This window comes from Ruegeria sp. AWH4_226 (assembly GCF_056159225.1).
Genome location: NZ_JBSWUU010000001.1, coordinates 2,327,489 through 2,350,620, shown reverse-complemented (window position 1 = coordinate 2,350,620; position 23,132 = coordinate 2,327,489). Strand labels below are relative to the sequence as shown.

The window sequence follows — 23,132 nt, the reverse complement described above, 5'->3', positions numbered from 1 at the left end:
TCTGTGAGCCAACTGTCGACGCCGCAGCAAAGCGGACGACCAACGGGCGCAATGTGGGAGATCGAAATGATACACAGATCACAGTTTTTCACAGCATCTGTTGCGCTTAGTACCGCGTTGGCAGTGGTACCAACACATGTTCTGGGCCATGTGCGCTGGTTCGTGGACGAGGGTCGGGACATCTCTGACTTTGAGCCTTACACGATCTTTGAACCTGCGGTTCTGATCTGGATCGCAATTGCGCTTGCCTTGGTTGGCGTCGCAATTGTCCTCGACATGAAGCTGCCGACCCTTTCGGTGCCAGACAGCAAGATTCGCCACGACGTTATGGAGCTTATGCGCATCCTCACCGGCATGTCGTTGCTCTTAACCGCCTACGAAGGTGGGCTGGTCGCGCCGCATTTTCAGGCATTTGGGTCGATGGGTAAAAGCATGCTTTTCCTGCAGGCCGGGATCGGGCTTCTTCTGCTAAGCAACCACTTCTTGCATCACGCTGCGCTTCTTCTTCTGCTAATGTTTCTTGGGATGATGGTCCAGTTCGGTGTTCGCGCGCTTGAATACGTGAATGTCGTAGGCATCGCGCTGTTTATCCTGTTCAATGCCTTTCCTGATGCACAAATGCGGCACCGGCTAAAACCCTATTCTGTCGATGTGCTGCGGATCGGAACCGGCCTTTCTCTGATCATGCTGGGCTTTTTTGAGAAGCTTCACCCAGCTGCCTTGGGGCAGGCGTTTGTTGCCGATCACAGCTGGAACTTCATGCCGTATCTTGGCTTTCACAGCTATGATGACCGGCTTTTTGTTCTGTCTGCAGGTGTGATGGAGATCGTCTTTGGCGTGATTCTGGTCCTCGGTGTGGTGACCCGGCTCAACATCCTTGCCGTCGCCTGCCTGATGCTTACTTCCAACGTCGTCTTCCTGCTTCAGGATCAAAATGACGCGGCGCTTGTCGAGCTGATTGGACATCTGCCCATAATTGCCACAGCCCTGATCCTTTTGGTCCTGGGCTATGGCCAGCGTTTGAAGATCACGTCCAAGCAACAGCCGCGGTTTCGCCTTTGGCCAATCGCTTCGTTGACACCCGCAAAAGGACTACGCTCATGATGATGCGTCGTACGTTTCGGCTGAAACCGTTTTACCTTGCGTATTGGACCGTTGCTGCAGTTCTGATCGGGGCTTTGCTCGCCCCGGCACTCACTGAGGTGCCGCAGCAGACTGCATCAGCAGATCACCACGGTCCGGCCCATACACATAAAACGATGGAGGTCGATCCAGCCCATGTACCAGCGTTGACAGTCAGCGTTGAGGAAGACTTGCTAAACGGCTGGAACGTTTTCATCTCGGTCGAACGCTTCACTTTCGCCCCCGACATGGTGAATCAGGGAAACCTTCCCAACCACGGGCACGCGCACCTTTATCTGAATGGAAGGAAAGTAACGCGGCTTTATGGGCCGGCATTTCACCTGTCAGAGGTGCCATCGGGTCGTAACACTGTTACCGTCACACTCAACGCCAATGATCATTCCGACCTTGTGAGCAATGGAGAGCCTATCATGGCGCAGGCTGTTTTTGACAATGGCTCCAACGAGTAAAGGTAATGGATTGGGCCAAGATCTGAATGTCGGGAGTCGCGTCGTTTTGAGGATCGCTGGATATCTGGTCTGCACCTGCACCAAGATCTCGAATACGTCGAAGTTGATGATCGCGCGGCCCTTTACAATGCCGCCATCCTACGCAAGAAGGGTGTTAGTTATAACATAACGTCAAGCGTGAGTAGACCATGAGCCAAGTCGAATTCCACACCCGAAACTCGGTCGTGCAGGTCGAGGAAGGCCACGATCTTTCGCCAAAATTTGGCGACGACGGTTTGATGCCTTGTATCACCACGGATGCCGGGACTGGTGAGGTCTTGATGCTGGGTTGGATGAACGCCGAAGCGCTCAGGCTGACGATCCAAAGCGGCGAGGCCCATTACTACAGCCGTGCGCGACAGGTTCTGTGGCGCAAGGGGGCCACTTCCGGTCTTGTTCAGAACGTCGTCGAAGCCCGGATCGACGATGACCAGGACGCGATCTGGCTGCGAGTGGAAGTCGCCGGCTCGGGCGCGTCCTGCCATGTGGGGTATCGGTCCTGCTTTTACCGTGCAGTGCCGGTTGGACGCGATGCCGGGCGCCCTCTGGTGTTTCTGGAAGACCAGAAAACCTTCGACCCGGACGAAGTTTATGGCGATGCACCAAACCCGACCCAGCTCTGATCAGCGCTGCAGCTGGCCCGACGTGAAGCTAAAGGCGCCACTCTATACGTTACGTTGGAACCCTGCTGCCATTGGGGTCATACGCCGCCCTGTGCCGACGCGATCATAGAGGCGGGTGTGAGGCGGGTTGTCTGCTCCATTCAGGACCCCGATCCACGCGTGAATGGCGGTGGCTTTGCCCGCCTTCGCAATGCCGTTGTTGAAGTGACTATCGGCATTTGCGCGGACGAGGCGCGGCAGGTGATGTCGGGCTTTTTACACCGGGTTCAGACGGGTGTACAGGAACTGGTGATCATTGACGAGGAAACACCTGCAATCCCCTAAGGGATCGACGCGATGATCCTGTAATCGCAAGGCGAAAAAAGTTTTTTTGAAGATGTGGGGCAGGTCACACCAAAACTGACATCAGTGGAATACCTGAGCACCACCTGCTGAGTCACCTTGCAGAAATCGGTCTGACTTCGGTCGCGATTTCGCGCAGAGATTCTGTTGCGCACCGACTTTTGGATTAAATGCCCACTCCTGCATCCAAAAGGTAGATAGTTATGCCAAAAAAGTATACTTTCTGAATAAAAGAGTACACGGTAAGTGCTTTTTCTGTCCTAACTCGGCAAATTCACGCAGGATGAAATTATGACATCTGAGAAAAAGAAAAGCCAAACCGGTCAGACGGTCGAGCGTCTTCGTGAGCTGGTGCTCAGCAACAGGTATGCCCATGGACAGCCTCTTCGGCAGACGGAAATAGCTGAGTTTCTGGGTGTCAGCAGGACACCGGTGCGCGAAGCCTTGAAAGAGCTCGCGGTCGAAGGGTTGGTTGAAATCACGCCAACCGGTCGGACGCTTGTGGCCAGTATCGACCCCGCATTGATCAAAGAATATTACGAAATCCGGTGCCAGTTAGAGCTTTGGATGCTTGGGCTCGCCATCCCGGTCATGACATCAGAGCAGTTAGAGCAAGCCGCAGAAATTAATGAGAAAATGTCCAGTTGTGGCGAAGATGAATGGGAAGCATTGAACCATAGATTTCACCGCACGCTGTGTGCTCCGGCCAATAAGCCGCATACTTTGGCCTTGATTGAGGATTTAAGCGCAGGTTCCATGGCCAGACTGCGCTCGCTTACGAAATCGCTTCGCAATCGTGAAAGGTCCTTACGGGACCATCGTGAGATTATCGATGCGTGTCGTAAAGGCGATGTGCAGTGTGCGCGCGACCGATTGGAAAGCCACATCCTGCTGAATTCTCATGCGTTGATTGAACGTTTGGCGGCCGTCCAGGCGAATAAGTAGTTCGAATCACCGTTTAAGGACGTCTGGCTGAGTATTCAGCGTCACCCTGTCCGCAGGGACAAAATTTCATGCTAAATTTCAGGCGGATAGAGAGTTTTTAGGTCGATATGTTCGGCGTTCCAAAAAGATGTATACAAAAATGCATCTTTCTACTAACAAATGCGTACACTACTTGTGAGGAGCGCATGACTTACCGTACATTTTCCGCCGTCCTGGCCGCCGCCGCGATTTTCACTGGCCCAGCCTTCGCTGATAAGCTTGATGAAGTTAAAGAACGCGGCATTCTGAAATGTGGCATTCATCCGGGTAAGGCCGGTTTTGCCACTCCGGATGAAAACGGTGTCTGGCAGGGCTTTGACGTAGACTATTGCCGCGCTCTGGCCGCAGCTGTTTTGGGTGATGCCAGCAAGGTCGAATTCTCGACTATGAGTTCAAAGAACCGTCTGACTGCACTGGTGTCGAACGAGATCGACGTTCTTTCCCGTACAACCACCTTCACCGCGACGCGCGATATGCGCAACGGTGTCGATGTCACCACCCCCTGGTTCTATGACGGTCAAGGCTTTTTGGTGAAGAAGGCTCTGGGCGTGACAAGCGCTGCTGATCTTGATGGTGCAGTCATCTGCACGTATCCCGGCACCACAAGCGAGCGTAACGTCAACGATTACTTCGAAGTCAACGGTATGTCCTACAAGGCGTTGATCATCGAAAGCACGGCCGAAGCGAAATCTGCCTATCTGGCCGATCGTTGTGACGTGATTACCAATGACCGTTCGGCGCTGGCTGCGAACCGGGTTGGCATGCCGAACCCCGACGAACATATGCTCATGCCCGAGGTTATCTCGAAAGAGCCGCTTGGTCCCTACGTTAAGGCTGGGGAAGGCCGCTGGCGTGATGTTGCGACCTGGACCGCGATGGCGCTGATCTCGGCGGAAGAGATGGGTGTGACCCAAGCAAATACTGCAGAGATGGCTGAGACGGGCGGACCCGCAATCAAGCGATTGCTTGGCACCGAAGGCAGCGTCGGTGAAGGTTTGGGGTTAGAACCCGGCTGGGCGCGCGCCGCAATCGAAGCGGTAGGTAACTACGGAGAACTGTACGACCGCCACCTTGGACAAGATACTCCGCTCGCGTTTGAGCGTGGCCTGAACGCACAGTGGAGCCAAGGCGGTCTGCTTTACGCGTACCCGATCCGTTGACGATACGGGCGGAGCGGTCTCGGCTGCTTCGCCCCTTTTTCTGCCGAAGAGCTCTCTATGTTGAAACTTTGGAATAACAGGCAGCTGCGCAGTCTGACACTGCAAGCGCTGGCTCTGGCAGGTGTGGCATTGCTGATCGCATCAGCCGGGTTGAATGCGGCACGAAACCTGACAAGCTCTGGCGTTACCAGTGGGTTTGGTTTCCTTACGGAACGTGCCGGATACGATATCAACTTTTCGCTTATCGACTATTCTCCGAAGACTGCCAGCCATGCGTACGCCTGGTGGGTCGGAACACTCAACACCATCTTTTTTGCGGTCATTACCATCGTGACGGCAACTCTTCTGGGCCTGATGCTGGCAATGGCAAGATTGTCGCCGAACTGGCTGCTTTCCAAAACCTCGCGCGTTGTTCTGGAATATCTGCGAAATGTCCCGGTGATCGTGCATATTTTCTTTTGGTATGGCCTATTTCTGGCTCTGCCTGCGGCGCGCCAGGCCATTCCGCTGTTTGACATGGGCTTTGTCTCGAACCGCGGTGTCATCTTCCCTGCCTTTGATTGGCAATACGAAACCACGGGGCTGGTGGTCTTTCTGGTTTTCTGCGCTTGCGGTGCCGTTGCTGCCTGGGTCCGACTGCATCACCTCTCGCGCGTGATCCGGCTGGGTGCAGCGCTGGCGGTGGTTGGCGCGGTCACGCTGATTGCAACACTGATTGCAGGGGTTCCTGCGCATGTGGAATACCCCGTCAAGAAAGGGTTCGGTTTCGAGGGCGGGATGGTTCTTTCGCCCGAATTCATGACCTTGTGGGTTGCTGTGACTGTCTACTTTTCCACCCACTGCGCAGAGGTTATCCGCGGCGCCGTTATGGCCGTTCCCAAGGGGCAAGCCGAGGCCGCTCAGGCCCTTGGTGCGCCACGTAAGCTGGTCATGCTCGAAGTGGTGATCCCTCAGGCCCTGCGTGCGATCGTACCGCCGATGGCCTCAAATTATATCAACATCCTAAAGGCTGCGGCACTGGGAACAGCAATTGGGTTCCTTGATGTGATGGGGACAACGGGTGGCAGCACGCTGAACATCACCGGACAGGCTATCGAGTGTATCGCGATTGTGATGCTGACCTACATGGTCCTCAACCTTGCTCTGTCCGCGATCATGGGCCGGATCAACAAAGCCGTGCAAATCAAGGAAAGATAGCCAATGTTTGTTGAGAAAATCACTGGCGCGCCGGTTGCTGCGCGTGCCCAACCAAGGGTCGCATGGTCGCTTGGGGGATGTCTCAAATGGGCTCAGTCCAACCTTTTCCAAAACGCCCTCAGCACAGTGATCACAATCGTTATTGCAGTTTTTCTGGTGTGGCAGGTCCCGGCTGCGCTGGATTGGCTGTTGTTTTCTGCGGTGTTCACCGGTGAAGGCCGTTCGGCTTGCACCGAAGACGCGGCTTGCTGGATTCCCATTGCCGACTTTTTCAACGTCTTTGTCTATGGACCATACCCGGCCGAACAGCACTGGCGTGTGAACGCAGCATTCCTTTTGGGCGTACTGGCCTTTCCGCTGTTGTTTTCGCGAAAACTGCCACGCCAGGTCATGCTGGCCTATATTGCCCTGCTTCCGGTTGCGCTTTGGTTGCTTCTTAAAGGCGGCGGTATCTTGGAAAAAATGCCATCGACCGTTTTTGGCGGTCTGATGTTGACGTTCTTCCTTGGTGCAATTGCGATGTGTCTTTCGCTGCCAGTTTCGATCCTGCTGGCCCTTGGTCGTCAATCCACTTTGCCGGTCATCCGCTGGATTTGTGTTGCCTATATCGAGTTTGTACGCGCCGTACCGCTTTTGACCTTTCTGTTCATGGCTTCGCTGATGCTGCAGATCTTTTTGCCAGGTGGAATGGAGATTGACCGCTTGCTGCGTGTCTTGGTGGTGATGATCTTCGTATCAGCCGCCTATAAGGCCGAGATTTTGCGCGGCGCAATTCAGGCCTTGCCCAGGGGCCAGACCGAGGCCTCATACGCAATGGGATGTGGCTATTGGAAAACGGTCATATACATCGTCATGCCGCAGGCTCTGCGAAATTCCGTACCGGCGCTGATCAATAACTTCATTGGCCTGTTCAAGGAAACCACGCTGGTGATGATCGTTGGGCTGCTGGAACTTGTCGGCACCGTGCGGGCGGTGTTTCAGGACCCCGAATGGATCGGCCTACATGTCGAAGGCTTGCTGCTGGTGTCCTTTTTCTTTTTCGTCATCTGTTTCTCGATAGCGCAATATGGCGCCCATCTTGAGCGCGGCATCGAAGCGTCACGGCGCTGATCCGCTACAAGGAAAATCCTCATGACTACTCAATCTCCGATCATTGCCTTGAATGGCGTCAACAAATGGTATGATGACTATCACGCGCTGCGTGATGTGTCGCTTGATGTCATGCAGGGCCAAAAACTTGTCATTTGCGGGCCGTCTGGGTCAGGCAAGTCAACTTTGATCCGTTGCATTAACAATCTTGAGCAACATAACGCCGGCCATATTACCGTGGATGGTGTCGAGTTGGCCGAAGACCTGAAAGACATCGAAGCCATTCGTCGGAAGGTCGGGATGGTGTTCCAACAATTCAACCTGTTCCCCCATATGACCGTTTTGGACAACTGCACATTTGGCCTGCGCCGGGTGCTGGGTGTTTCACGTGCGAATGCCGAGGAAAAAGCGCTGTCGCTGCTGTCGCGCGTTCACATCGCGGAGCAGGCGCAGAAATTCCCCGGACAATTGTCCGGTGGCCAGCAGCAGCGCGTGGCAATTGCCCGAGCGTTGACGATGGACCCCAAGGTGATGCTGTTTGACGAACCAACATCAGCGCTTGATCCAGAAATGATCTCAGAGGTGCTGGACGTAATGATAGAGCTCGCGCGCGACGGCATGACAATGATCTGCGTCACGCATGAAATGGGGTTTGCGCGCGAAGTTGCGGATCAGGTTGTCTTTATGGAGGAAGGCAGCGTGATCGAAGCCAATGACCCCGTTGCCTTTTTCGAACGCCCCCAGACCGATCGCGCCAAGCGCTTTCTAAGCCAGATTCTTCAGCATTAATCTTAAACTTAAGGCAGGGAAGAGAGGCTGAGATAGTCTTTGCGCTCGCCGTTCGAACCAAATTTGATAACGGAGAAATCTGATGTACGCACTCGCCATTCACGGCGGCGCCGGGGTGCCCCCAAGCGAGGAAATGACCCGCGAAACCGAAAACACCATTCTTTCCGCGCTGCATTCATGTCTTGAGGCGGGCGAGATCGTGCTCAGGAACAATGGAACGGCTTTGGATGCCGTGACTGAAGCCGTTTGCGCCTTGGAAGACGATCCACTGTTCAATGCGGGAAAGGGTGCGGTCTTTAACGCCGAAGGCAATCAGGAAATGGATGCGGCCGTAATGGTCGGCCAGAACCGCCGCGCCGGGGCTGTCGCGGGAATATTCGGGCCGCGCAATCCGGTGCGGGTTGCCCGCGCGGTTATGGAACAAACGGACCAGGTGTTCCTGATTGGACAAAACGCGCTGCGCCTTGCAGAGACTGCGGGAGTCCCGATCCAGGAACGTGAGTATTTCTTTACGCAGAAACGCTGGGATATGCTGCAGGACACGTTGCACCTTCGCGCACATGGGCAGGAGGCTGACGATCCGGCACGTCGGCATGGTACGGTGGGTGCAGTTGCCCTGGATATCCACGGCAACCTTGCGGCAGCGACGTCCACCGGCGGTATGACGGCCAAAGCGCCGGGGCGGGTTGGCGACACGCCTTGCATCGGCGCGGGCACCTTTGCTGACAATGGTACCTGCGCGGTCTCTGCAACGGGATATGGTGAAGTGTTTTTGCAACGCTGCGCCGCCCATGAGATCGCGTCGCGAATGAAATATGCGAAAGAGGATATTCATACTGCCGCGAACTGGGTTGTGCTGACCGATCTGGCAGAACATGGCGGCAGCGGCGGTGTCATTTCAGTAGATCGTCGGGGCAATATCGCCATGCCTTTTAACTGCAACGGCATGTATCGGGGCGCAGTCCGCAAAGGTGAAAACCCTATCGCCCAAGTGTATTAAGTGTTCGCTGACGCGTGACACACGTTAAAAAGGTTCAAAGTTCATAGGGTTTGAACCGACGTGCCAGTTCCCTTTTTGTGGTGAAAGCCGTCATCCGAAAGTTTCGGTGTCACTAAGGTTGTCTGATTAAGGGACGGTGTGACTGCCTTAGTGGGTTATGCGATTGCATTTCCGCGCGGCGAAAAAACCTAAAACTGAGCTATCGAAACCGGTTATTCGCTTGCTGGTCACGTATATCGTCAACTGAGAAGCACTCAGTGTTCCGGCCATTCCGATTGCAATGCCTAACTCGTCGTAGAAAAACGCCCCCAAACCAATGGCCGGAACGGACAAGCCCAGAAATGCGACAGAGATTTTCGCGTTCAGGGCTTCGTGGCCAGTCATGTTCAGCAGCATTCCGCACGGTCCTGTGACGCCATTCAGAAAATGACCCGCAGCAAGAATGCATAGAACTGGATAGGCGACGACAAAGCTGTGATCAGCGAAGGACAAGATTGATCCGCCGACGGCCAGCAGAATGCCAAAGCCAAGCGTTGCTGACAAGACTGACAAGAAGGCGGCAGATCTCAGGTCGCTGCGCAAGCCTGCTCTATCCTGTGAGAAATGTGCAGCAGATCCTAGCGACCAGACAACCCGACGTGCGTTGCGCCCAATGCAAAGTCGGGCGTGGGGGTTTCACGGCACTGATGGACAACCTTCGGAACGTATTGCCGGTTGAATTGCGAAAAGACGCTTTCGGTAAAGCCTTGCGCCTGCGTCATAAAGTTGCATTGGTTTGAACAACGAACAGAAAAACCGGAGACCTCACATGGCCGATATTTTCGACGAAGACCTTTTCCTGAAAGGTTTAGAACAACGCAAGGGCACCTTGGGTGCGGAATATGTGGAAAAGAACCTGTCTGCTGCCGATGACTTCACCCGCCCGTTTCAAGAAGCAATGACAGCCTGGTGCTGGGGGTTCGGCTGGGGCGATGACGTGATTGACCCCAAGACCCGGTCAATGATGAACCTCGCAATGATCGGTGCCTTGGGTAAAATGCACGAATGGGAAATTCATTGTAAAGGCGCGATTAACAACGGTGTTTCAAAAGAGGAAATCAGGGCCATTATTCATGTTGTCGGAATTTATTGCGGTGTGCCGCAAGCGCTGGAGTGTTTTCGCGTTGCCCGTAAAGTCTTGGATGCCGGTTAAGTTCTAAAGGCTTAGACAAAAGCGTGTATCATACTGTAAACGCGCAGGTTCGTCACGAACGGCTTGCGCGCGCCATGCGAAACAGCAGCAGGAACACGAAAACCGAACCGATTGAGGTCGTGACTATTCCGACAGGCAGTTCCTGAGGTGCCAGCAAAAGCCTGCTGACGATATCTGATCCCGTTAACAACGCCGCACCCACTAATGCGGCTGTTGGTAAAAGCTGCCGGTGTAAGGGGCCGACAATACCTCGGGCGATATGTGGCACCATTAAGCCGACAAACCCAATCACTCCCGCGACCGAGACGAAAACCGCGGTAGCGAGGGCCGCAGCAAAAAACATGCTAAATCGCAGCGCTTGCACCGGTACGCCGAGGGTTGAGGCCGTAAGATCCCCGGTCAGAAGGGCGTCCAACCAGCGACTGCGGTACAGCGAATAGGTTAAGATTAGCAGCAATCCGACGCAGACCAACGGGAAGGTTTCCCACCGGGCAAGACCCAGCCCGCCCAGCATCCAGAAAATCACTGAATGCGCCGCGCGGCTGTCGCCTGCAAAAATCAGATAGTTAGTGATGGCCGAAAACAGGAATGACACCGCCAGACCTGCAAGGATCAGTTTTTCCGGCGCGCTGGTTCGCAGTGCATGAACCAGCGCCAGCACGATACCAGATGCTATCAGCCCACCGAAAAATGCCGCAAGTGGCAAGGTCCAGAACCCCAGAAGATCTCCGGTCACAGTGATGACAAACACCGCTCCTGCCGCTGCGCCCGAGGACAGACCAAACAGGAAAGGGTCGGCCAGATCGTTGCGCGTTGTGGTTTGCAGAACAACGCCGACAATGCCCAGGCCTGCGCCAATTACGGCTGCGAACAATGCTCGGGGTAAACGCAGGTCAAAGACGATGCGATGCGTTGGACCCATGTCACCTTCGACTATGCCAGTCCCTATCAACACCGCGTTAACAGAATCCATGACAGGGATGGGCGTTGTCCCATACACGGTTGAGATAAGCAAAAGGGCGATCAGAGTGACCGCCCCCAGCAAGAATATCAGACCTGTTCGGCCCATATTAATTCAGACCCGGATGCATCGCCCGAGCCATTTTCGAGATCGCTTCGATATTCGCTGGCCCCGGAGTCATTTCTTCATACCGCAGCCCGATCCAGCGCTCGTTTTTCACAGCATCGGTTTCAGACATCACCGGGTGATCTTGCAGGAACTTAAAGGTATCCTCGGCGCCGTTGCCGGTTTGATAATCCAGCAAAATCAGGAATTCCGGGTTCGCGGCTGCGACGGCCTCCCACGAGGTTCGACCCCAACTGGTATCCATGTCGTGCGTAACGTTTTCACCGCCCGCAGCAGCGATCATTGCATCAGGAATGGCAAACTTGCCTGCGGTAAAAGGCGCGTCCGCCGGACCGTCCAACAGGAACACCCGTGGTTTGGGTAGTTCTGCGGTCTGTGCTTCAATAGCGGCCAGTTCTTCTTTCCAGCCGTTTACAAGCCCTTCTGCTTTGTCTTCGACATGCATGACCTTGCCCAGGCGCAAGACATCATCGAACAGAAGGTCCATGCTGGCGGCCGGGCGATCTTTGTCCAAATGCACACAGCTTTCGGTCAGGATCATAGTCTTTATCCCAAAAGGCTCCAGTGTGTCCGGTGTCACATCGCCGCCGGGCTTCATACCGTAATACCAGCCAGCAAAGAACAGATCAGGCTCGACCGCGACAAGGTTTTCGACGGTTGGGTATTTCGGTGCGATCTCGGGGATGTCACCACGCAGTTGGTCAAATTCGGGGCTGGTCTTGTACCAGCCTGTGATGCCGGTCAGGCCGACAATCTTGTCTTGAAGTCCCAATGCAAAAGCCATGTCGGTCATGTTCATGTCATGCACCACAAGGCGCTCGGGTTTGGTGTCGAAAACCAGCGGTTCGCCGCAATTGTCAATGGTCACTTCGTGCGCGGACGCGCCACCTGCGATCAGCATGGCCAGCGCCACAGACCAAAATTTTCTCATGAGAAGCACTCCCTTTTTTAGGTTGAAACAGTTGTTTTTCTTATATCCAGCGCCGGGATTACGCGGCCTTCGTGATGAAAGCACAGGTAATCGACACCAAACGTGTCGCGCACGTGCTCGGGCGTCAGCACCTTGGCCACGGGGCCAAAACTGGTGATCCGGGTAGATTTCATCAGCGCGACATGAGTGGCAAATTCGGGGATCATAACCAGATCGTGCACGATCATCACCACCGTGATGCCAAGGTCGGCGACCAATGACAGCATCCTGCCCTTGGCGTCAGGATCAAGATGATTTGTCGGCTCGTCCAGAAACAGTAACGAGGGATTTTGCGCCAGGGCACGGGCGATATGGGCGCGCTGACGCTCACCGCCGGACAGGACCGCCATCTTTTTTTCTGCCAGACCATCCAGTCCGGTCAGGTTAATGATCCGGTCCAGATCCTTGGCGTGCTCCTCGGTAGATCGGTCCGAAAGGATCGGAATCTGACCCAATGCAACATAGTCCCGCAAACCAAGCCGGCCATCCGGCAATTCCTGCTGACTGACCACGGCCATCATTCTGGCCCTTTCCGCAGCGGACATCTGTTTCAGGCTTTGGCCTTTGATCCAAACATCGCCCAAAACAAGCTCTGCCGCCCCGCACAGCAGGTTCAGCAGTGTCGTCTTTCCCGCGCCGTTCGGTCCGGCGATGGCGAGGATGGCCCCCTCTTCCAGCTCAAATGATGCGTGCTGCAGAAGCACGTCGCCGTTGAGGGCGTAGTATTCAAGATCACGCGCAACCAAAAAAGAAGGGCAGGTCATCCGGACGTCTCCACTTCGATTCGGGGCATTCGGGATAAAGTCTTGCGAAACAATGCGCGCGGTCTTTCCGTGGCATTGGTCCAGCCGTCTGAACTGTTTTGATATTGATGTGCAAACTCTGCCAGCGCCTGAATATCCTGCTCGGTTTGAATATCACCGAACAGATATTGGGCTTTGCCATGGGCTTGAAACCCAACGGTTGTCGGTCTTTCGCACCCTGCCATGCAAGCAATAGCGCGAACCAAGAAGCCGGTCGGCAACTTGTCGGTCAGCGACTGGCTTAATGCTTCTGCAGACATACCCTCTTTGCAGCTCGAACATATCAGCAGGAAATGATCACGTGTCGCTGGCATACTGCGCTCCGCTTGATGCAAAGCGCAAAAAGAAGGTGCCAAGTGTCAGAACACGCATATGACGTGTCATCAAAGCCTCCTTCCAGGACGCCCCGCCCCGGGTTGGTTTATACTTGATGGCAGGTCTCCTGACTTGCGGGTCATCGCTTGGCCATCCTTCCCGACCTTTCGGCCAGTGGATTCTTGGCGTCGCTCACCGCTTACAGTTGCGGGGGCAGTCACGGATTTGGCGCCACGCGGCAGTCCTCACCGTATTCCCTTTTCATCCATGGGCGCATGTCCCAGGGAACCATCGTGTTTAACGAGTGCCTGACTTCGCTGCATGCGTCAATACAGGAATACGCGACCCACCATAAAATCAGGTCGCCGGTTGAGGATATTCGGAAAGCCGCGTCGGCAAACAGACTGCGGTTGGCTTGAGCTAGGGCTTACAGTCCGGGAATCGCGCAGGGCAATCTACTGCTAGCAGCAACGGGGCAGACGCTATGACGCGTCAGTCAACGCCCTCGCGCATCCACTGCTGCAGCCGGGCGATTGAGTGTTCGGACATCACCCCGCATCCGGGATCCAGCACCAGCGGGCCGGGTCGATACCCCCGGGATTTCAAGCCGCGGTGGACGCTTTCAACAAGCCTGATGTCCTCCTCGACCGTGGTTTCCCGATCCTGAACGGCCAGTTGCCGGATCACTGCGCTTTCTGAACCGCCTTCGGTGTACCACCCACGGAAAACGGTACAGTGGTCAGCATCATTGGCACGCCAGTGATATGTGTTCAGCACGTTGCCCGGGTAGCATTGAAACGAAAACATCGGCCACAGGAACCACGACTGATAGTCCCCGGCATGGGGCACCGACAAGTCGATCGGATAGGTCATCTTGTCGAGGCTCTGACACTCGGTTGTATGACGCAGGACGTACCCGCCGTTCGCATCGGGCTGGATGTCATATGTTTCGGGTTTCACCACACCCTCGGCGAAGGTCGGGTGATTGGTCGGGCAGTGATAGCATTCCGAGTAATTCTCGACACTAACCTTCCAGTTGCAGTTCTCTGGTATCTCGACCCATTCCAGTGGTTCGAGATCGTCAATCTGAGGCACAAAAGCGCGGATTTCTTCGCGTACGCCGGGGTACCACTCATCCATTGGGGCGGCTTCGTCATCCAGGTTGACGAAGATGAAACCATTGAACACCTCAGTCCGGACCGAGGTCAGGCAGATCGCGCTGCGGTCAAAGCCGGGGACGGACTTGATATTTGGTCCGGCCCGCAGTTGGCCGGACAGCTCATACGTCCAAGCATGATAAGGGCAGACGACGACGCGGGTGTTTCCCGCACCCGTCACCATTTCATGCGCACGGTGCTGGCAGACATTGTAAAAAGTGCGGATTTCGCCATCGCGCCCGCGGATGCAGAACAGGTTTTGCCCGGCGATTTCGAACGCAAAGTAGTCGCCTGTTTCCCGCACCTGCGCCACATGGCCGGCAAACTGCCACGTTCGCGCAAGAAGTCCCTGCATCTCACGCTCGAAAATTGCAGCGTCGGTATAGTACCGAGCGTCCAGAGAGTGGGTCAGCGGTGCGTTCATTCGGGCTCCTCCGCGTAGAGGCCTAGTTGGTGTCTGCGTTGGTGAAATCTTGCCACGCGCTCGACAATCTCATCGCTGGAGCCGGCGATCACGAAGGACAGTAGCGTTTCCAGCAAAGCGATGGTCGAAACGGATGACGGGAAGAATTGCGGTGTGTCGGCGGCCACGACAAACCCGTGCTGCGCGTTCAGTATGACCGGACTGGCAGGGCTGTCTGAAATGCCGATGACAGTTAAACCTTGTTGCCGCGCCAGTTTGATCGCCTCAATTACCTCGGTGCGGTAGGGATGGCATGTAATGGCAATCAGCACGTCCTGTTCATCAGCCCAGGCCAGATCGTCCACCGGTGTGGAGCCGGGTCTGGGGATGGCATGGAATTGCTTCATCCCCGTTGAGGCAAGATACGTGAAATTCCGCGCGTTCGAATTGTTGACGCCGACGCCCAGAGTAAACACCTGTCGTGAAGTCCAGATCGTTTCGGCGGCTTTCTCAAGGCGCTGAGCATCAATCCCTGCAAAGGTTTCTTCGATATTGCGGATCGCGGCACCGATCATATCGGCATAGAGCCCACCCATCTCACCGGACTTGCCGATGTCCTGCAGCCAACGGGCGCGGTCGGGAAACGAGACCGTGCCTTTACGAATCGCATCGCGGAAGGGTGCGCGGAAATCCTCGTAGCCTTCGAACCCCACCTGTCGGGCCATGCGCACGAAAGTGTTCGGCTTGACGTTGGCGGCCTCGGCGATCTCGCGCACTGTTGAAACCCCAACATCCGTTGGGTTTTCCAGCACGTAACGCGCGGCTTTCTGGGCCTCGGGCGTCAGGGCGTCCCATTCCTGGCTCAGTCGGTTTAGAACGATTGATGATACATTTGTGTCATTCATGATTGACGATGGTACAAACGTGGAATTAGCGTGTCGAGCAGAAACGCGACTCGGGAAGAGGAAAAATCATGTCCGAGAAACATTTGCCGTCACATGCCCGCGTCGTCATCGTGGGCGGCGGTGTCATGGGGGTCGGTCTTGCCTATCACCTCGCGCATGAAGGGTGGGGCGGTGATACTGTTCTTCTGGAAAAGGCTGAGCTGACCAGCGGCAGTACGTGGCACGCGGCGGGCCAGATCACGCATTCGACCTCAAGCTTTGGGCTGGGCAAATGTGTGGATTACAATATCGGGCTGTATTCGGGCGCGTTAGAGGCTGAAACGGGTCAACCGGTAACGTGGCATGGCTGCGGGTCGTTCCGTCTGGCCTATACCGAGGATGAGATGGACTGGCTGCGCCACACCTTGTCGGTGGGCCGGTCGCTGGGCTTCAATATCGAACTTGTCGGCCCTGAAAAGGTGGCCGAGCTGCACCCGTTCTACAATCTCGAAGGCGTTCTGGGTGCGCTGTACACGCCCGATGACGGGCATGTCGATCCGACCAACGTGACCATGGCGATGGCAGCCGGGGCACGTCAGAAGGGCGTGCGCATTGTCCGCAACTGCCGCGCCACCAACATCACGCAGGCCGAGAATGGGGAGTGGGTGGTCGAAACCGAGATGGGCACCATCACCTGCGAGCATGTGGTGAACGCAGGCGGCACCTATGCCCGTCAGATGGGCGAATGGTCGGGGCTGCAATTGCCGATGACCTCGATGACGCACCATTACTTTGTGACCGAGCCGGTGCCCGAGTTCCAGAATCTGGACAAAGAACTGCCGGTGATCCGCGATGATCGCAAGGTCTCGGGCTATATCCGAATGGAGCAGCAGCGCGGGCTGATCGGGATCTATGAAAAAGAGAACCCGAACTCGGTCTGGCATGACCATTGCCCTTGGGAATATGAAAACTGGCTTTTCGATGCGGATTATGACCGGGTGATGCCGTGGCTTGAAGAAAGCCTGAACCGCATGCCGATCTTTGCCGAGTTGGGTATTCAACGCGATGTGCATGGGGCGATTTCACATCCGCCGGATGGCAACCCTCTGATCGGGCCTGCGCCGGGTGTGCGGAACTACTGGTGCTGCTGCGGCACGCAGATCGGGATCGGTTGGGGTCCGGGCCTGACCCGCGAATTGGCGCGCTGGATGGTGCATGGGGCCGCCGATATCTCGATGCGCGAATTCGACCCGCGGCGCTTTGGCAGCTATGCCAACAAGGAGTGGCAGGTGATCAAGGCCGAGGAAGATTACTGCCTGCGCCACGAAATCCCCTTCCCGCATTTCAATCGGCTTGCGGGGCGTCCAATCAAGCCGTCGCCACTGTATGAACTGCTGAAATCCAAGGGCGCGGTGCATGAAGAGGTCTACGGTTTTGAACGCCCCCGCTGGTTTGCACGGGACGGGGTCGAGCAGCGCGATCATTATTCTTTCCGTCGCACGCCCGCTGACGACATGGTCGCGGCCGAGGTCAAGGCGGTGCGTGAGCGCGTCGGGATCATGGATGTCACCGCCTTCACCAAGGTCGAGGTTTCGGGGCCGGACGCTTACGCTTTGCTGGATCGCCTGACCGCCAACCGGATGCCGCAAAAGGTCGGCTCGATCACCCTGACCCACATGCTGAACCGGCGTGGCCGGATCGAGTTGGAGACCACTATCGTTCGCATGGCCGAGGATCGGTTCTATCTGGTCTGTGCCGCCTTTTTCGAACAACGTCTGCTGGATCATCTGGCGCAACATCGCGCAGATGAGGATGTGCAGATTACGGCTCTGTCCTCTGATTGGTCTGCCCTGTCGCTGAACGGCCCTCGGTCGCGCGATGTGCTGGCGCGCTGCACCGATGCTGACCTAACCAATGCCGGGTTCCGCTGGCTGTCCGCGCAAGAGATCACCGTTGCAGGCCACAAGGTCTGGGCCTTCCGCATGTCCTACGCTGGTGAGTTGGGGTGGGAGCTGCATATGCCCAACGCTGCGTGCTTTGACGTCTACTCCGCGCTTTGGGCCGCAGGTGAGCCGCATGGCATCGCCGATTATGGCAGCTTTGCCATGAACGTGATGCGGATGGAGAAAGGCTTCAAAGGCGCTGGCGAATTGACCAATGAGGTCACTCTGGCCGAGGCTGAGGTGCTGCGCTTTGCCCGCACCGACAAGGAGTATCTTGGCAAGGACAAGACCCTGAACACCGATCTTCCCTGGGTCTGCGCGTATCTTGAGATCGAACCGGATGGCGAGATCGACGGGCATGGCGGTGAAGCCGTCATGCTGGATGGCCGTGTCGTAGGCTCGACCGCTTCGGTTGCCTACGGCCACACGGTCGGCAAAATCCTGGCATTTGCCTATCTCAAGCCCGAGGCCGCAAAAGCCGGGACAGCGTTAGAAGTCGTGATCCACGGCTCACCCCGCGCGGCCCGTGTTCTGGGCGAACCAGCCTACGACCCGCAAAGCCTGCTGCCGCGCACCGACGCCGCATTCGAGTCCGCCTGATGGCCTTGCCAAATACAATGAAGGCCATGGTCACCATGGGCCATGGCGGGTTAGAGCAAATGGTGCTGCACACCGACTGGCCGCGCCCTGAACCCGCGGCGGGCGAGGTGCTGATCAGGGTCGCCGCCTGTGGTCTGAACAATACCGACGTTAATACGCGCTCGGGCTGGTATTCCAAGACCGTTACAGACGCGACAACCGGCGGCGCGTTTGAAAAGGTGGGTGAGGACGACCCGACTTGGGGCGGCAATCCGATCACTTTTCCACGCATTCAGGGGGCTGATATCTGCGGAGAAATCGTAGCTGTCGGTGCAGGTGTCGACAGCGCCCGCATCGGTCAGCGCGTCATCACCGATGGCTGGTTACGCGACCCGGATGATCCGGAAAACATGGACAAGACCGGCTACTATGGCTCAGAACGCGATGGTGGTTTTGCCGAATACGCGACAACGCTTGCGGTAAACGCACTTCCAATCAAATCCAACCTGTCAGATGCCGAACTGGCGACGTTTTCCTGTTCCTACTCAACTGCCGAGGGCATGCTGACCCGCGCCAATGTAACGGACAGGGATACGGTACTGGTGCCCGGCGCCTCGGGCGGTGTTGGCGGTGCGCTGGTCCAGCTTGCCAAACGGCGCGGTGCGCGGGTGATTGCGATGGCGTCCGAGGCAAAGCATCCCGACGTTGCGAAGCTGGGGCCAGACCGCATCTTGCCCCGAGCGCCAGAGAATCTGCGCGCGGCCCTTGGTGAAGAAAAGGTAACCGTGGTTGCCGATGTGGTTGGTGGGCCATACTGGCCGAATATGATCGACATTCTGGAACGCGGCGGGCGCTATACCTGTTCCGGCGCAATTGCCGGTCCGATGGTCGAGTTCGACCTGCGCACATTCTACCTGCGCGACCTGACCTTTACCGGCTCGACCGTGATCGACCCGCAGGTAATGCAGAACATCGTGAAATACATTGAAAGCGGTCAGATCAAGCCCGCCCTTGCCGCGACCTATCCGTTAGAGGACCTGCGCGACGCTCAGGCTGCTTTCATCGCAAAACAGCATACCGGCAACATAGTGGTGATCCCATGACACTAGATGACGTTCTACAAGCCGCGCAGCGGTTGCATCAGGTGCACTCCGATCTTTCCGGGTTCGGGCCGTGGCCCGATGATCTAAGCCCGACAGGGCTGCAGCCTTGCCCGGTGCCGGCAACGGATCTGGTGCGCAACTTCGATCTCGACGGTGGCGCGCAAACATATGATCTGATCGACGCGATCAAGGCCACCGCACATCTGGCGCATTGGAAACACACATACACCGAAGAACAGGTGGGCGCAGATTTCCTGAACCGTTACGGCTATTACGAGCTATTTGGTCCGACAGGTCATTTTCACTCGTCTCAGCTGCGTGCGTACGTTGCTTATTGGGGGGCTGGTTTGAATTATGACTGGCACAGCCACCAGGCCGAAGAGATTTATCTGGCACTGGCCGGTGGGGCGCTGTTCAAAGTAGACAAGAGCGAAGTACTCCTTGGACCTGGCCAAACCTGTGTCCACAGCAGTTGGCAGAGCCACGCATTGGTGACCATGGATCAACCGATCCTGACCTACGTCCTGTGGCGCGGTGAAGGCCTTGGCGATCTGCCTCAGATGGATGTCGCATGAAAATCACCCGTATCCGCATCTATCAGACCGGGCTGCCTTATGTAGGTGGTGCCTATGTCTGGGGTGCGGGCAATGCGATCGAAACGGCCATCGCCTCGGTCGTGGTAATCGACACCGATGCCGGATTGCAGGGATGTGGTGAGTTCACACCTTGCGGCGAGAACTACATGGTCGCGCACTCCCAAGGTGTCGCATCGCTGGCGCGTCTGGTGGCTCCGAAACTGCTGGGAGAGGATCCTCGGCACGTAGGTCGGATTGAGCAACTGATGGACCATCTGGCGCAGGGCCACGGCTATGCCAAGGCGCCGTTTGACGCGGCCTGTTGGGATATTCTAGGGCAAGCTTGCGATCAACCAGTCTGGATGCTGCTGGGCGGCAAACTGACCGATGGCGCACCGATGTACCGGGTCGCGCCGCAGAAAGCGGTGGATGAAACTGTTGCCGAAATGAACGCCTATCGCGATCAGGGTTACAGGCAGTTTCAAATCAAGGTCGGGGGCGACTGGGCCAGCGACATTGACAGGATACGCGCCACCGTTCCTTTGCTGAAACCAGGCGAAAAGGCGATGGCCGATGCCAATCAGGGCTGGCGCGTGGACAACGCCATTCGGGTGGCACGGGCCACGCGTGATCTGGACTTTATTCTGGAGCAGCCCTGCCGCACCTACGAGGAATGCCAGCAAGTCCGCCGTGTGGCCGAACAGCCGATGAAGCTGGATGAATGTATTACCGACATCCAGATGGCCCAGCGGATCGTTGCGGATCGCGGGGCCGAGATTTGCTGTCTGAAAATTTCGAACCTCGGCGGGCTCAGTAAGGCGCGGCGGGTGCGGGACTTTCTGATTGATAACCGAATTCCCGTGGTCAGCGAGGATACATGGGGCGGAGAGATCGCAACCTCGGTCGTGGCGCATTTTGCGGCTTCTACCCCGCCCGAATATCTGCAAAACACAACCGATCTGATGAACTACAATACGCGATCCACCGGAATTGGCGGAGCAACGTCGCAGGATGGCAAGCTTTATGCCCCGGATGCGCCCGGACTTGGTGTGAAGCCTGATTTCGAAAGCCTGGGTGCGCCGGTGGCGGAATATGTGTCATGAAGATAAAATCGATCACCGTATACCATGTCGACCTGCCTTTGGAGCATCCTTATTGGTTGTCCGGCGGACGGCTGAAGTTCGAAACACTCGACGCAACGATTGTAAAGATTGAAACTGATGCAGGGCTTGTCGGCTGGGGTGAAGGTACCCCTTGGGGGCATACTTACGTGCCCGCGCATGGTCCGGGCATCCGTGCCGGCCTTCAGACGATGGCCCCGTTCATTCTGGGCCTTGATCCGCGCAAGCTGCTGGTGGTTGAGCGCGCGATGGATACCGCCTTGCCCGGCCACCTCTATGCCAAAAGCCCAATCGATATGGCCTGCTGGGATATTGCTGGGCAGGCAGCGGGGTTGCCAATTGCTGACCTGATGGGAGGGGGGTCGCGCACGCCGCGCCCGATTGCGTCGTCGGTGGGGGCGAAAACCATCGAAGAAACCCGCACGGTGATCGATCGGTATCGCAGTCGGGGGTATGTCGCACACTCGGTAAAGATCGGCGGCGATGTCGAACGCGATATCGCCCGCGTTCGCGATGTCGAGAGCATCCGTAAACCGGGTGAGATCGTCCTCTATGATGTCAACCGGGGTTGGACCCGGCAACAGGCCCTGCGGGTGATGAGCGCCTGTGAGGACCTGAACGTCATGTTCGAACAGCCGTGTGAAACGCTGGACGATTTCGCGGCGATATCGGGCCGTCATGCCTCGCCCGTTTCGGTGGATGAAAGCCTTGTCACCTTGCAAGATGCCGCCCGTATTGCACGCGACGGTTTGGCTGAGGTCTTTGGGATCAAGCTAAACCGCGTTGGCGGGCTAACCAAGGCCGCGCGGATGCGGGATATCGCGCTGGCGCATGGCATCGACATGTTCGTGATGGCCACCGGCGGCTCGGTTTTGGCCGATACCGAGGCGCTGCACCTGGCCGCGACCATTCCCGACGAAAACTGCCACGCCGTCTGGGCCTGTCAGGACATGATCACAGTGGACATTGCCGGTGGACGCGGTCCTCGCAATACCGACGGTCACTTGCACCTGCCCGAGGTTCCCGGACTTGGCGTGTATCCCGACGAAGACGCGTTGGGCGAACCGGTTGGAATATATAAATGAAAATCAAAAAGATAACGCTATGGTCTGTCGATCTGACGAGCCACGAGACCTATCACATGGCCGAGGGTAAGACCTGCGCGACAGTGACCTCTCATATCTTGTGTCTTGAGACGGATACGGGTTTGAAAGGCTGGGGCGAGGTTTGCCCGATCCCCCATTACCTGCCTGCATTTGCCGGTGGAGTACCGGCTGCTGTTGCGGAAATGGGGCCGGAAATCCTTGGAATGTCCCCGTTTGGTGTGGATGCGCCGATGCGCAAGCTGGACGGATTTCTTCCGGGTCACCAATATGCAAAATCCATCGTCGATATCGCCCTTTGGGACCTGTTCGGGCAGGCCACGGGTCAGCCGATTTATGCTCTGATGGGGGGACGGACGCGGAAGGACATGCCGCTTTACCACTCGATCACCTGCATTGCGCCGGATGACATGGCCCGGATCGCTAAGGCAGCTTACCAGTCTGGCATTCGCCAGTTTCAGGTCAAGCTGGGTGTCGAAGGCGACTGGCAGGCCGATGCCGAACGTCTGATCAAGGTGCGTGAGGCCGTGGGGCAGGGACCGCTGGTTTATGGCGATTGGAATTGCGGGGCGTCGCGGCTGCAAGCAACGCGCACGGGACGGGCGGTTGCCCACCTGGACATTATGCTGGAGCAGCCCTGCAAAACGCTTGAAGACTGTGCTGCTGTTCGGCATGCAACCGGATTGCCGATGAAGATTGACGAGAACGCATATGATCTGGCCTCGCTTTTGCGCGCGCATGAGTTGGGTTGTCTGGACGCGGTGGCGCTGAAATTATCAAAGTTCGGCGGGCTTTCAGCCATGCGGCGCGCGCGTGACCTGACCGTCCATCTGGGGGCTGAGATCTGTGCTGAATGCACTTGGGGGTCAGATATCGTGACGGCGGCGTCATTGCACTTTGCGGCGTCGACTCCACACGGATCTTTGTTGAACACCTGTGATCTCTCGTCTTATGTTGCGCCGCGCATCTGCCCGGATGCACCAAACCGTGTGAATGGCAGGATTGCCCCGCCGGACGGGCCGGGGTTAGGTGTTGCGCCAGACCCGGATATCCTAGGTTCCCCTGTATCGGAGATCGTGTGA

24 protein-coding genes and 1 riboswitch are annotated in these 23,132 nt (G+C 56.6%); of the genes, 17 read left to right on the top strand and 7 right to left on the bottom strand.

Annotated elements, in window-relative coordinates:
* The first annotated feature begins 66 nt into the window (after positions 1-66).
* The 10 genes from ACXAET_RS11625 (at position 67) to ACXAET_RS11580 (ending at position 8,815) form a co-directional block, all read left to right on the top strand.
* Positions 67-1,104 (top strand): DoxX family membrane protein, encoded by a 1,038-nt coding sequence (locus ACXAET_RS11625; RefSeq protein WP_475184961.1) that lies wholly within the window; start codon positions 67-69, stop codon positions 1,102-1,104.
* Positions 1,101-1,592, top strand: coding sequence for a hypothetical protein (locus ACXAET_RS11620; RefSeq protein WP_475184959.1), 492 nt, complete (start codon positions 1,101-1,103; stop codon positions 1,590-1,592). The genes ACXAET_RS11625 and ACXAET_RS11620 overlap by 4 nt, the downstream gene beginning before the upstream one ends.
* A gap of 188 nt (positions 1,593-1,780) precedes the next feature.
* Positions 1,781-2,254 carry a phosphoribosyl-AMP cyclohydrolase gene (gene hisI, locus ACXAET_RS11615; RefSeq protein ID WP_475184958.1) on the top strand — a complete coding sequence of 158 codons (474 nt, stop codon included), beginning with the start codon at positions 1,781-1,783 and terminating at the stop codon, positions 2,252-2,254.
* Positions 2,255-2,260: 6 nt separating this feature from the next.
* A complete protein-coding gene (locus tag ACXAET_RS11610) occupies positions 2,261-2,578 on the top strand; it encodes a bifunctional diaminohydroxyphosphoribosylaminopyrimidine deaminase/5-amino-6-(5-phosphoribosylamino)uracil reductase RibD (protein WP_475187197.1) in 318 nt (105 codons plus the stop codon).
* Between the two features lie 309 nt (positions 2,579-2,887).
* Positions 2,888-3,541 (top strand): GntR family transcriptional regulator, encoded by a 654-nt coding sequence (locus ACXAET_RS11605; RefSeq protein WP_475184956.1) that lies wholly within the window; start codon positions 2,888-2,890, stop codon positions 3,539-3,541.
* Positions 3,542-3,726: 185 nt separating this feature from the next.
* A complete protein-coding gene (locus ACXAET_RS11600; RefSeq protein WP_475184953.1) occupies positions 3,727-4,740 on the top strand; it encodes an amino acid ABC transporter substrate-binding protein in 1,014 nt (337 codons plus the stop codon).
* 57 nt (positions 4,741-4,797) lie between these two features.
* Positions 4,798-5,937 carry an amino acid ABC transporter permease gene (locus tag ACXAET_RS11595; protein ID WP_475184950.1) on the top strand — a complete coding sequence of 380 codons (1,140 nt, stop codon included), beginning with the start codon at positions 4,798-4,800 and terminating at the stop codon, positions 5,935-5,937.
* A gap of 3 nt (positions 5,938-5,940) precedes the next feature.
* Positions 5,941-7,047 (top strand): amino acid ABC transporter permease, encoded by a 1,107-nt coding sequence (locus ACXAET_RS11590; RefSeq protein ID WP_475184948.1) that lies wholly within the window; start codon positions 5,941-5,943, stop codon positions 7,045-7,047.
* Positions 7,048-7,068: 21 nt separating this feature from the next.
* On the top strand, positions 7,069-7,815 hold the full coding sequence (locus tag ACXAET_RS11585) for an amino acid ABC transporter ATP-binding protein (protein ID WP_475184947.1): 747 nt from the start codon (positions 7,069-7,071) through the stop codon (positions 7,813-7,815).
* A gap of 82 nt (positions 7,816-7,897) precedes the next feature.
* Positions 7,898-8,815, top strand: coding sequence for an isoaspartyl peptidase/L-asparaginase family protein (locus tag ACXAET_RS11580; protein WP_475184945.1), 918 nt, complete (start codon positions 7,898-7,900; stop codon positions 8,813-8,815).
* 147 nt (positions 8,816-8,962) lie between these two features.
* Here ACXAET_RS11580 and ACXAET_RS11575 read toward each other — a convergent pair whose 3' ends face one another.
* The gene (locus tag ACXAET_RS11575) at positions 8,963-9,397 is read right to left on the bottom strand and encodes a hypothetical protein (protein WP_475184943.1); all 435 of its coding nucleotides are present in this window, start codon (positions 9,395-9,397) and stop codon (positions 8,963-8,965) included.
* A gap of 226 nt (positions 9,398-9,623) precedes the next feature.
* On the opposite strand from ACXAET_RS11575, the gene ACXAET_RS11570 reads away from it, so the two are divergent.
* Entirely contained in the window at positions 9,624-10,007 is a 384-nt protein-coding gene (locus tag ACXAET_RS11570) for a carboxymuconolactone decarboxylase family protein (protein ID WP_475184941.1), read from the top strand.
* A 52-nt stretch (positions 10,008-10,059) separates the two neighbouring features.
* On the opposite strand, the gene ACXAET_RS11565 is transcribed toward ACXAET_RS11570, so the two are convergent.
* The 6 genes from ACXAET_RS11565 to ACXAET_RS11540 all read right to left on the bottom strand — a co-directional run bounded on the left by ACXAET_RS11565 (position 10,060) and on the right by ACXAET_RS11540 (position 15,647).
* Entirely contained in the window at positions 10,060-11,076 is a 1,017-nt protein-coding gene (locus tag ACXAET_RS11565) for a FecCD family ABC transporter permease (RefSeq protein WP_475184939.1), read from the bottom strand.
* A 1-nt stretch (position 11,077) separates the two neighbouring features.
* Positions 11,078-12,025 (bottom strand): ABC transporter substrate-binding protein, encoded by a 948-nt coding sequence (locus ACXAET_RS11560; RefSeq protein ID WP_475184937.1) that lies wholly within the window; start codon positions 12,023-12,025, stop codon positions 11,078-11,080.
* A 17-nt stretch (positions 12,026-12,042) separates the two neighbouring features.
* Positions 12,043-12,828: an ABC transporter ATP-binding protein gene (locus tag ACXAET_RS11555; protein ID WP_475184935.1), complete on the bottom strand. Its 786-nt coding sequence runs from the start codon at positions 12,826-12,828 to the stop codon at positions 12,043-12,045.
* Positions 12,825-13,181 carry a DUF1636 family protein gene (locus ACXAET_RS11550; RefSeq protein WP_475187196.1) on the bottom strand — a complete coding sequence of 119 codons (357 nt, stop codon included), beginning with the start codon at positions 13,179-13,181 and terminating at the stop codon, positions 12,825-12,827. The genes ACXAET_RS11555 and ACXAET_RS11550 overlap by 4 nt, the downstream gene beginning before the upstream one ends.
* A 101-nt stretch (positions 13,182-13,282) precedes the next feature.
* Positions 13,283-13,490: riboswitch (cobalamin riboswitch) on the bottom strand.
* Between the two features lie 184 nt (positions 13,491-13,674).
* On the bottom strand, positions 13,675-14,763 hold the full coding sequence (locus ACXAET_RS11545; RefSeq protein ID WP_475184933.1) for an aromatic ring-hydroxylating oxygenase subunit alpha: 1,089 nt from the start codon (positions 14,761-14,763) through the stop codon (positions 13,675-13,677).
* Positions 14,760-15,647 (bottom strand): MurR/RpiR family transcriptional regulator, encoded by an 888-nt coding sequence (locus tag ACXAET_RS11540; RefSeq protein ID WP_475184930.1) that lies wholly within the window; start codon positions 15,645-15,647, stop codon positions 14,760-14,762. Before ACXAET_RS11540 ends, ACXAET_RS11545 begins: the two co-directional genes overlap by 4 nt.
* A 68-nt stretch (positions 15,648-15,715) precedes the next feature.
* On the opposite strand from ACXAET_RS11540, the gene ACXAET_RS11535 reads away from it, so the two are divergent.
* The 6 genes from ACXAET_RS11535 to ACXAET_RS11510 are packed head-to-tail and all read left to right on the top strand — an operon-like array spanning position 15,716 to position 23,132.
* The gene (locus tag ACXAET_RS11535) at positions 15,716-18,169 is read left to right on the top strand and encodes an FAD-dependent oxidoreductase (protein WP_475184928.1); all 2,454 of its coding nucleotides are present in this window, start codon (positions 15,716-15,718) and stop codon (positions 18,167-18,169) included.
* The gene (locus ACXAET_RS11530) at positions 18,169-19,251 is read left to right on the top strand and encodes an alcohol dehydrogenase family protein (RefSeq protein WP_475184926.1); all 1,083 of its coding nucleotides are present in this window, start codon (positions 18,169-18,171) and stop codon (positions 19,249-19,251) included. The genes ACXAET_RS11535 and ACXAET_RS11530 overlap by 1 nt, the downstream gene beginning before the upstream one ends.
* Entirely contained in the window at positions 19,248-19,826 is a 579-nt protein-coding gene (locus ACXAET_RS11525) for a dimethylsulfonioproprionate lyase family protein (RefSeq protein WP_475184924.1), read from the top strand. Before ACXAET_RS11530 ends, ACXAET_RS11525 begins: the two co-directional genes overlap by 4 nt.
* Complete coding sequence (locus ACXAET_RS11520; protein WP_475184922.1) at positions 19,823-20,929, top strand: mandelate racemase/muconate lactonizing enzyme family protein; 1,107 nt, start codon at positions 19,823-19,825, stop codon at positions 20,927-20,929. The genes ACXAET_RS11525 and ACXAET_RS11520 overlap by 4 nt, the downstream gene beginning before the upstream one ends.
* Positions 20,926-22,032: a mandelate racemase/muconate lactonizing enzyme family protein gene (locus tag ACXAET_RS11515; RefSeq protein WP_475184921.1), complete on the top strand. Its 1,107-nt coding sequence runs from the start codon at positions 20,926-20,928 to the stop codon at positions 22,030-22,032. Before ACXAET_RS11520 ends, ACXAET_RS11515 begins: the two co-directional genes overlap by 4 nt.
* Positions 22,029-23,132 carry a mandelate racemase/muconate lactonizing enzyme family protein gene (locus ACXAET_RS11510; RefSeq protein WP_475184919.1) on the top strand — a complete coding sequence of 368 codons (1,104 nt, stop codon included), beginning with the start codon at positions 22,029-22,031 and terminating at the stop codon, positions 23,130-23,132. Before ACXAET_RS11515 ends, ACXAET_RS11510 begins: the two co-directional genes overlap by 4 nt.

Excerpts from the sequence above, each read along its gene's own strand:
- ACXAET_RS11605 (WP_475184956.1), top strand. The coding sequence starts at position 2,888 with ATGACATCTGAGAAAAAGAAAAGCCAAACCGGTCAGACGGTCGAGCGT.
- ACXAET_RS11550 (WP_475187196.1), bottom strand. The coding sequence starts at position 13,181 with ATGCCAGCGACACGTGATCATTTCCTGCTGATATGTTCGAGCTGCAAA.
- ACXAET_RS11540 (WP_475184930.1), bottom strand. The coding sequence starts at position 15,647 with ATGAATGACACAAATGTATCATCAATCGTTCTAAACCGACTGAGCCAG.
- ACXAET_RS11555 (WP_475184935.1), bottom strand. The coding sequence starts at position 12,828 with ATGACCTGCCCTTCTTTTTTGGTTGCGCGTGATCTTGAATACTACGCC.
- ACXAET_RS11525 (WP_475184924.1), top strand. The coding sequence starts at position 19,248 with ATGACACTAGATGACGTTCTACAAGCCGCGCAGCGGTTGCATCAGGTG.
- ACXAET_RS11515 (WP_475184921.1), top strand. The coding sequence starts at position 20,926 with ATGAAGATAAAATCGATCACCGTATACCATGTCGACCTGCCTTTGGAG.
- ACXAET_RS11560 (WP_475184937.1), bottom strand. The coding sequence starts at position 12,025 with ATGAGAAAATTTTGGTCTGTGGCGCTGGCCATGCTGATCGCAGGTGGC.
- ACXAET_RS11510 (WP_475184919.1), top strand. The coding sequence starts at position 22,029 with ATGAAAATCAAAAAGATAACGCTATGGTCTGTCGATCTGACGAGCCAC.
- ACXAET_RS11595 (WP_475184950.1), top strand. The coding sequence starts at position 4,798 with ATGTTGAAACTTTGGAATAACAGGCAGCTGCGCAGTCTGACACTGCAA.
- ACXAET_RS11620 (WP_475184959.1), top strand. The coding sequence starts at position 1,101 with ATGATGATGCGTCGTACGTTTCGGCTGAAACCGTTTTACCTTGCGTAT.
- ACXAET_RS11600 (WP_475184953.1), top strand. The coding sequence starts at position 3,727 with ATGACTTACCGTACATTTTCCGCCGTCCTGGCCGCCGCCGCGATTTTC.
- ACXAET_RS11585 (WP_475184947.1), top strand. The coding sequence starts at position 7,069 with ATGACTACTCAATCTCCGATCATTGCCTTGAATGGCGTCAACAAATGG.
- ACXAET_RS11590 (WP_475184948.1), top strand. The coding sequence starts at position 5,941 with ATGTTTGTTGAGAAAATCACTGGCGCGCCGGTTGCTGCGCGTGCCCAA.
- ACXAET_RS11565 (WP_475184939.1), bottom strand. The coding sequence starts at position 11,076 with ATGGGCCGAACAGGTCTGATATTCTTGCTGGGGGCGGTCACTCTGATC.
- ACXAET_RS11545 (WP_475184933.1), bottom strand. The coding sequence starts at position 14,763 with ATGAACGCACCGCTGACCCACTCTCTGGACGCTCGGTACTATACCGAC.
- ACXAET_RS11535 (WP_475184928.1), top strand. The coding sequence starts at position 15,716 with ATGTCCGAGAAACATTTGCCGTCACATGCCCGCGTCGTCATCGTGGGC.
- ACXAET_RS11570 (WP_475184941.1), top strand. The coding sequence starts at position 9,624 with ATGGCCGATATTTTCGACGAAGACCTTTTCCTGAAAGGTTTAGAACAA.
- ACXAET_RS11625 (WP_475184961.1), top strand. The coding sequence starts at position 67 with ATGATACACAGATCACAGTTTTTCACAGCATCTGTTGCGCTTAGTACC.
- ACXAET_RS11520 (WP_475184922.1), top strand. The coding sequence starts at position 19,823 with ATGAAAATCACCCGTATCCGCATCTATCAGACCGGGCTGCCTTATGTA.
- hisI (WP_475184958.1), top strand. The coding sequence starts at position 1,781 with ATGAGCCAAGTCGAATTCCACACCCGAAACTCGGTCGTGCAGGTCGAG.
- ACXAET_RS11530 (WP_475184926.1), top strand. The coding sequence starts at position 18,169 with ATGGCCTTGCCAAATACAATGAAGGCCATGGTCACCATGGGCCATGGC.
- ACXAET_RS11580 (WP_475184945.1), top strand. The coding sequence starts at position 7,898 with ATGTACGCACTCGCCATTCACGGCGGCGCCGGGGTGCCCCCAAGCGAG.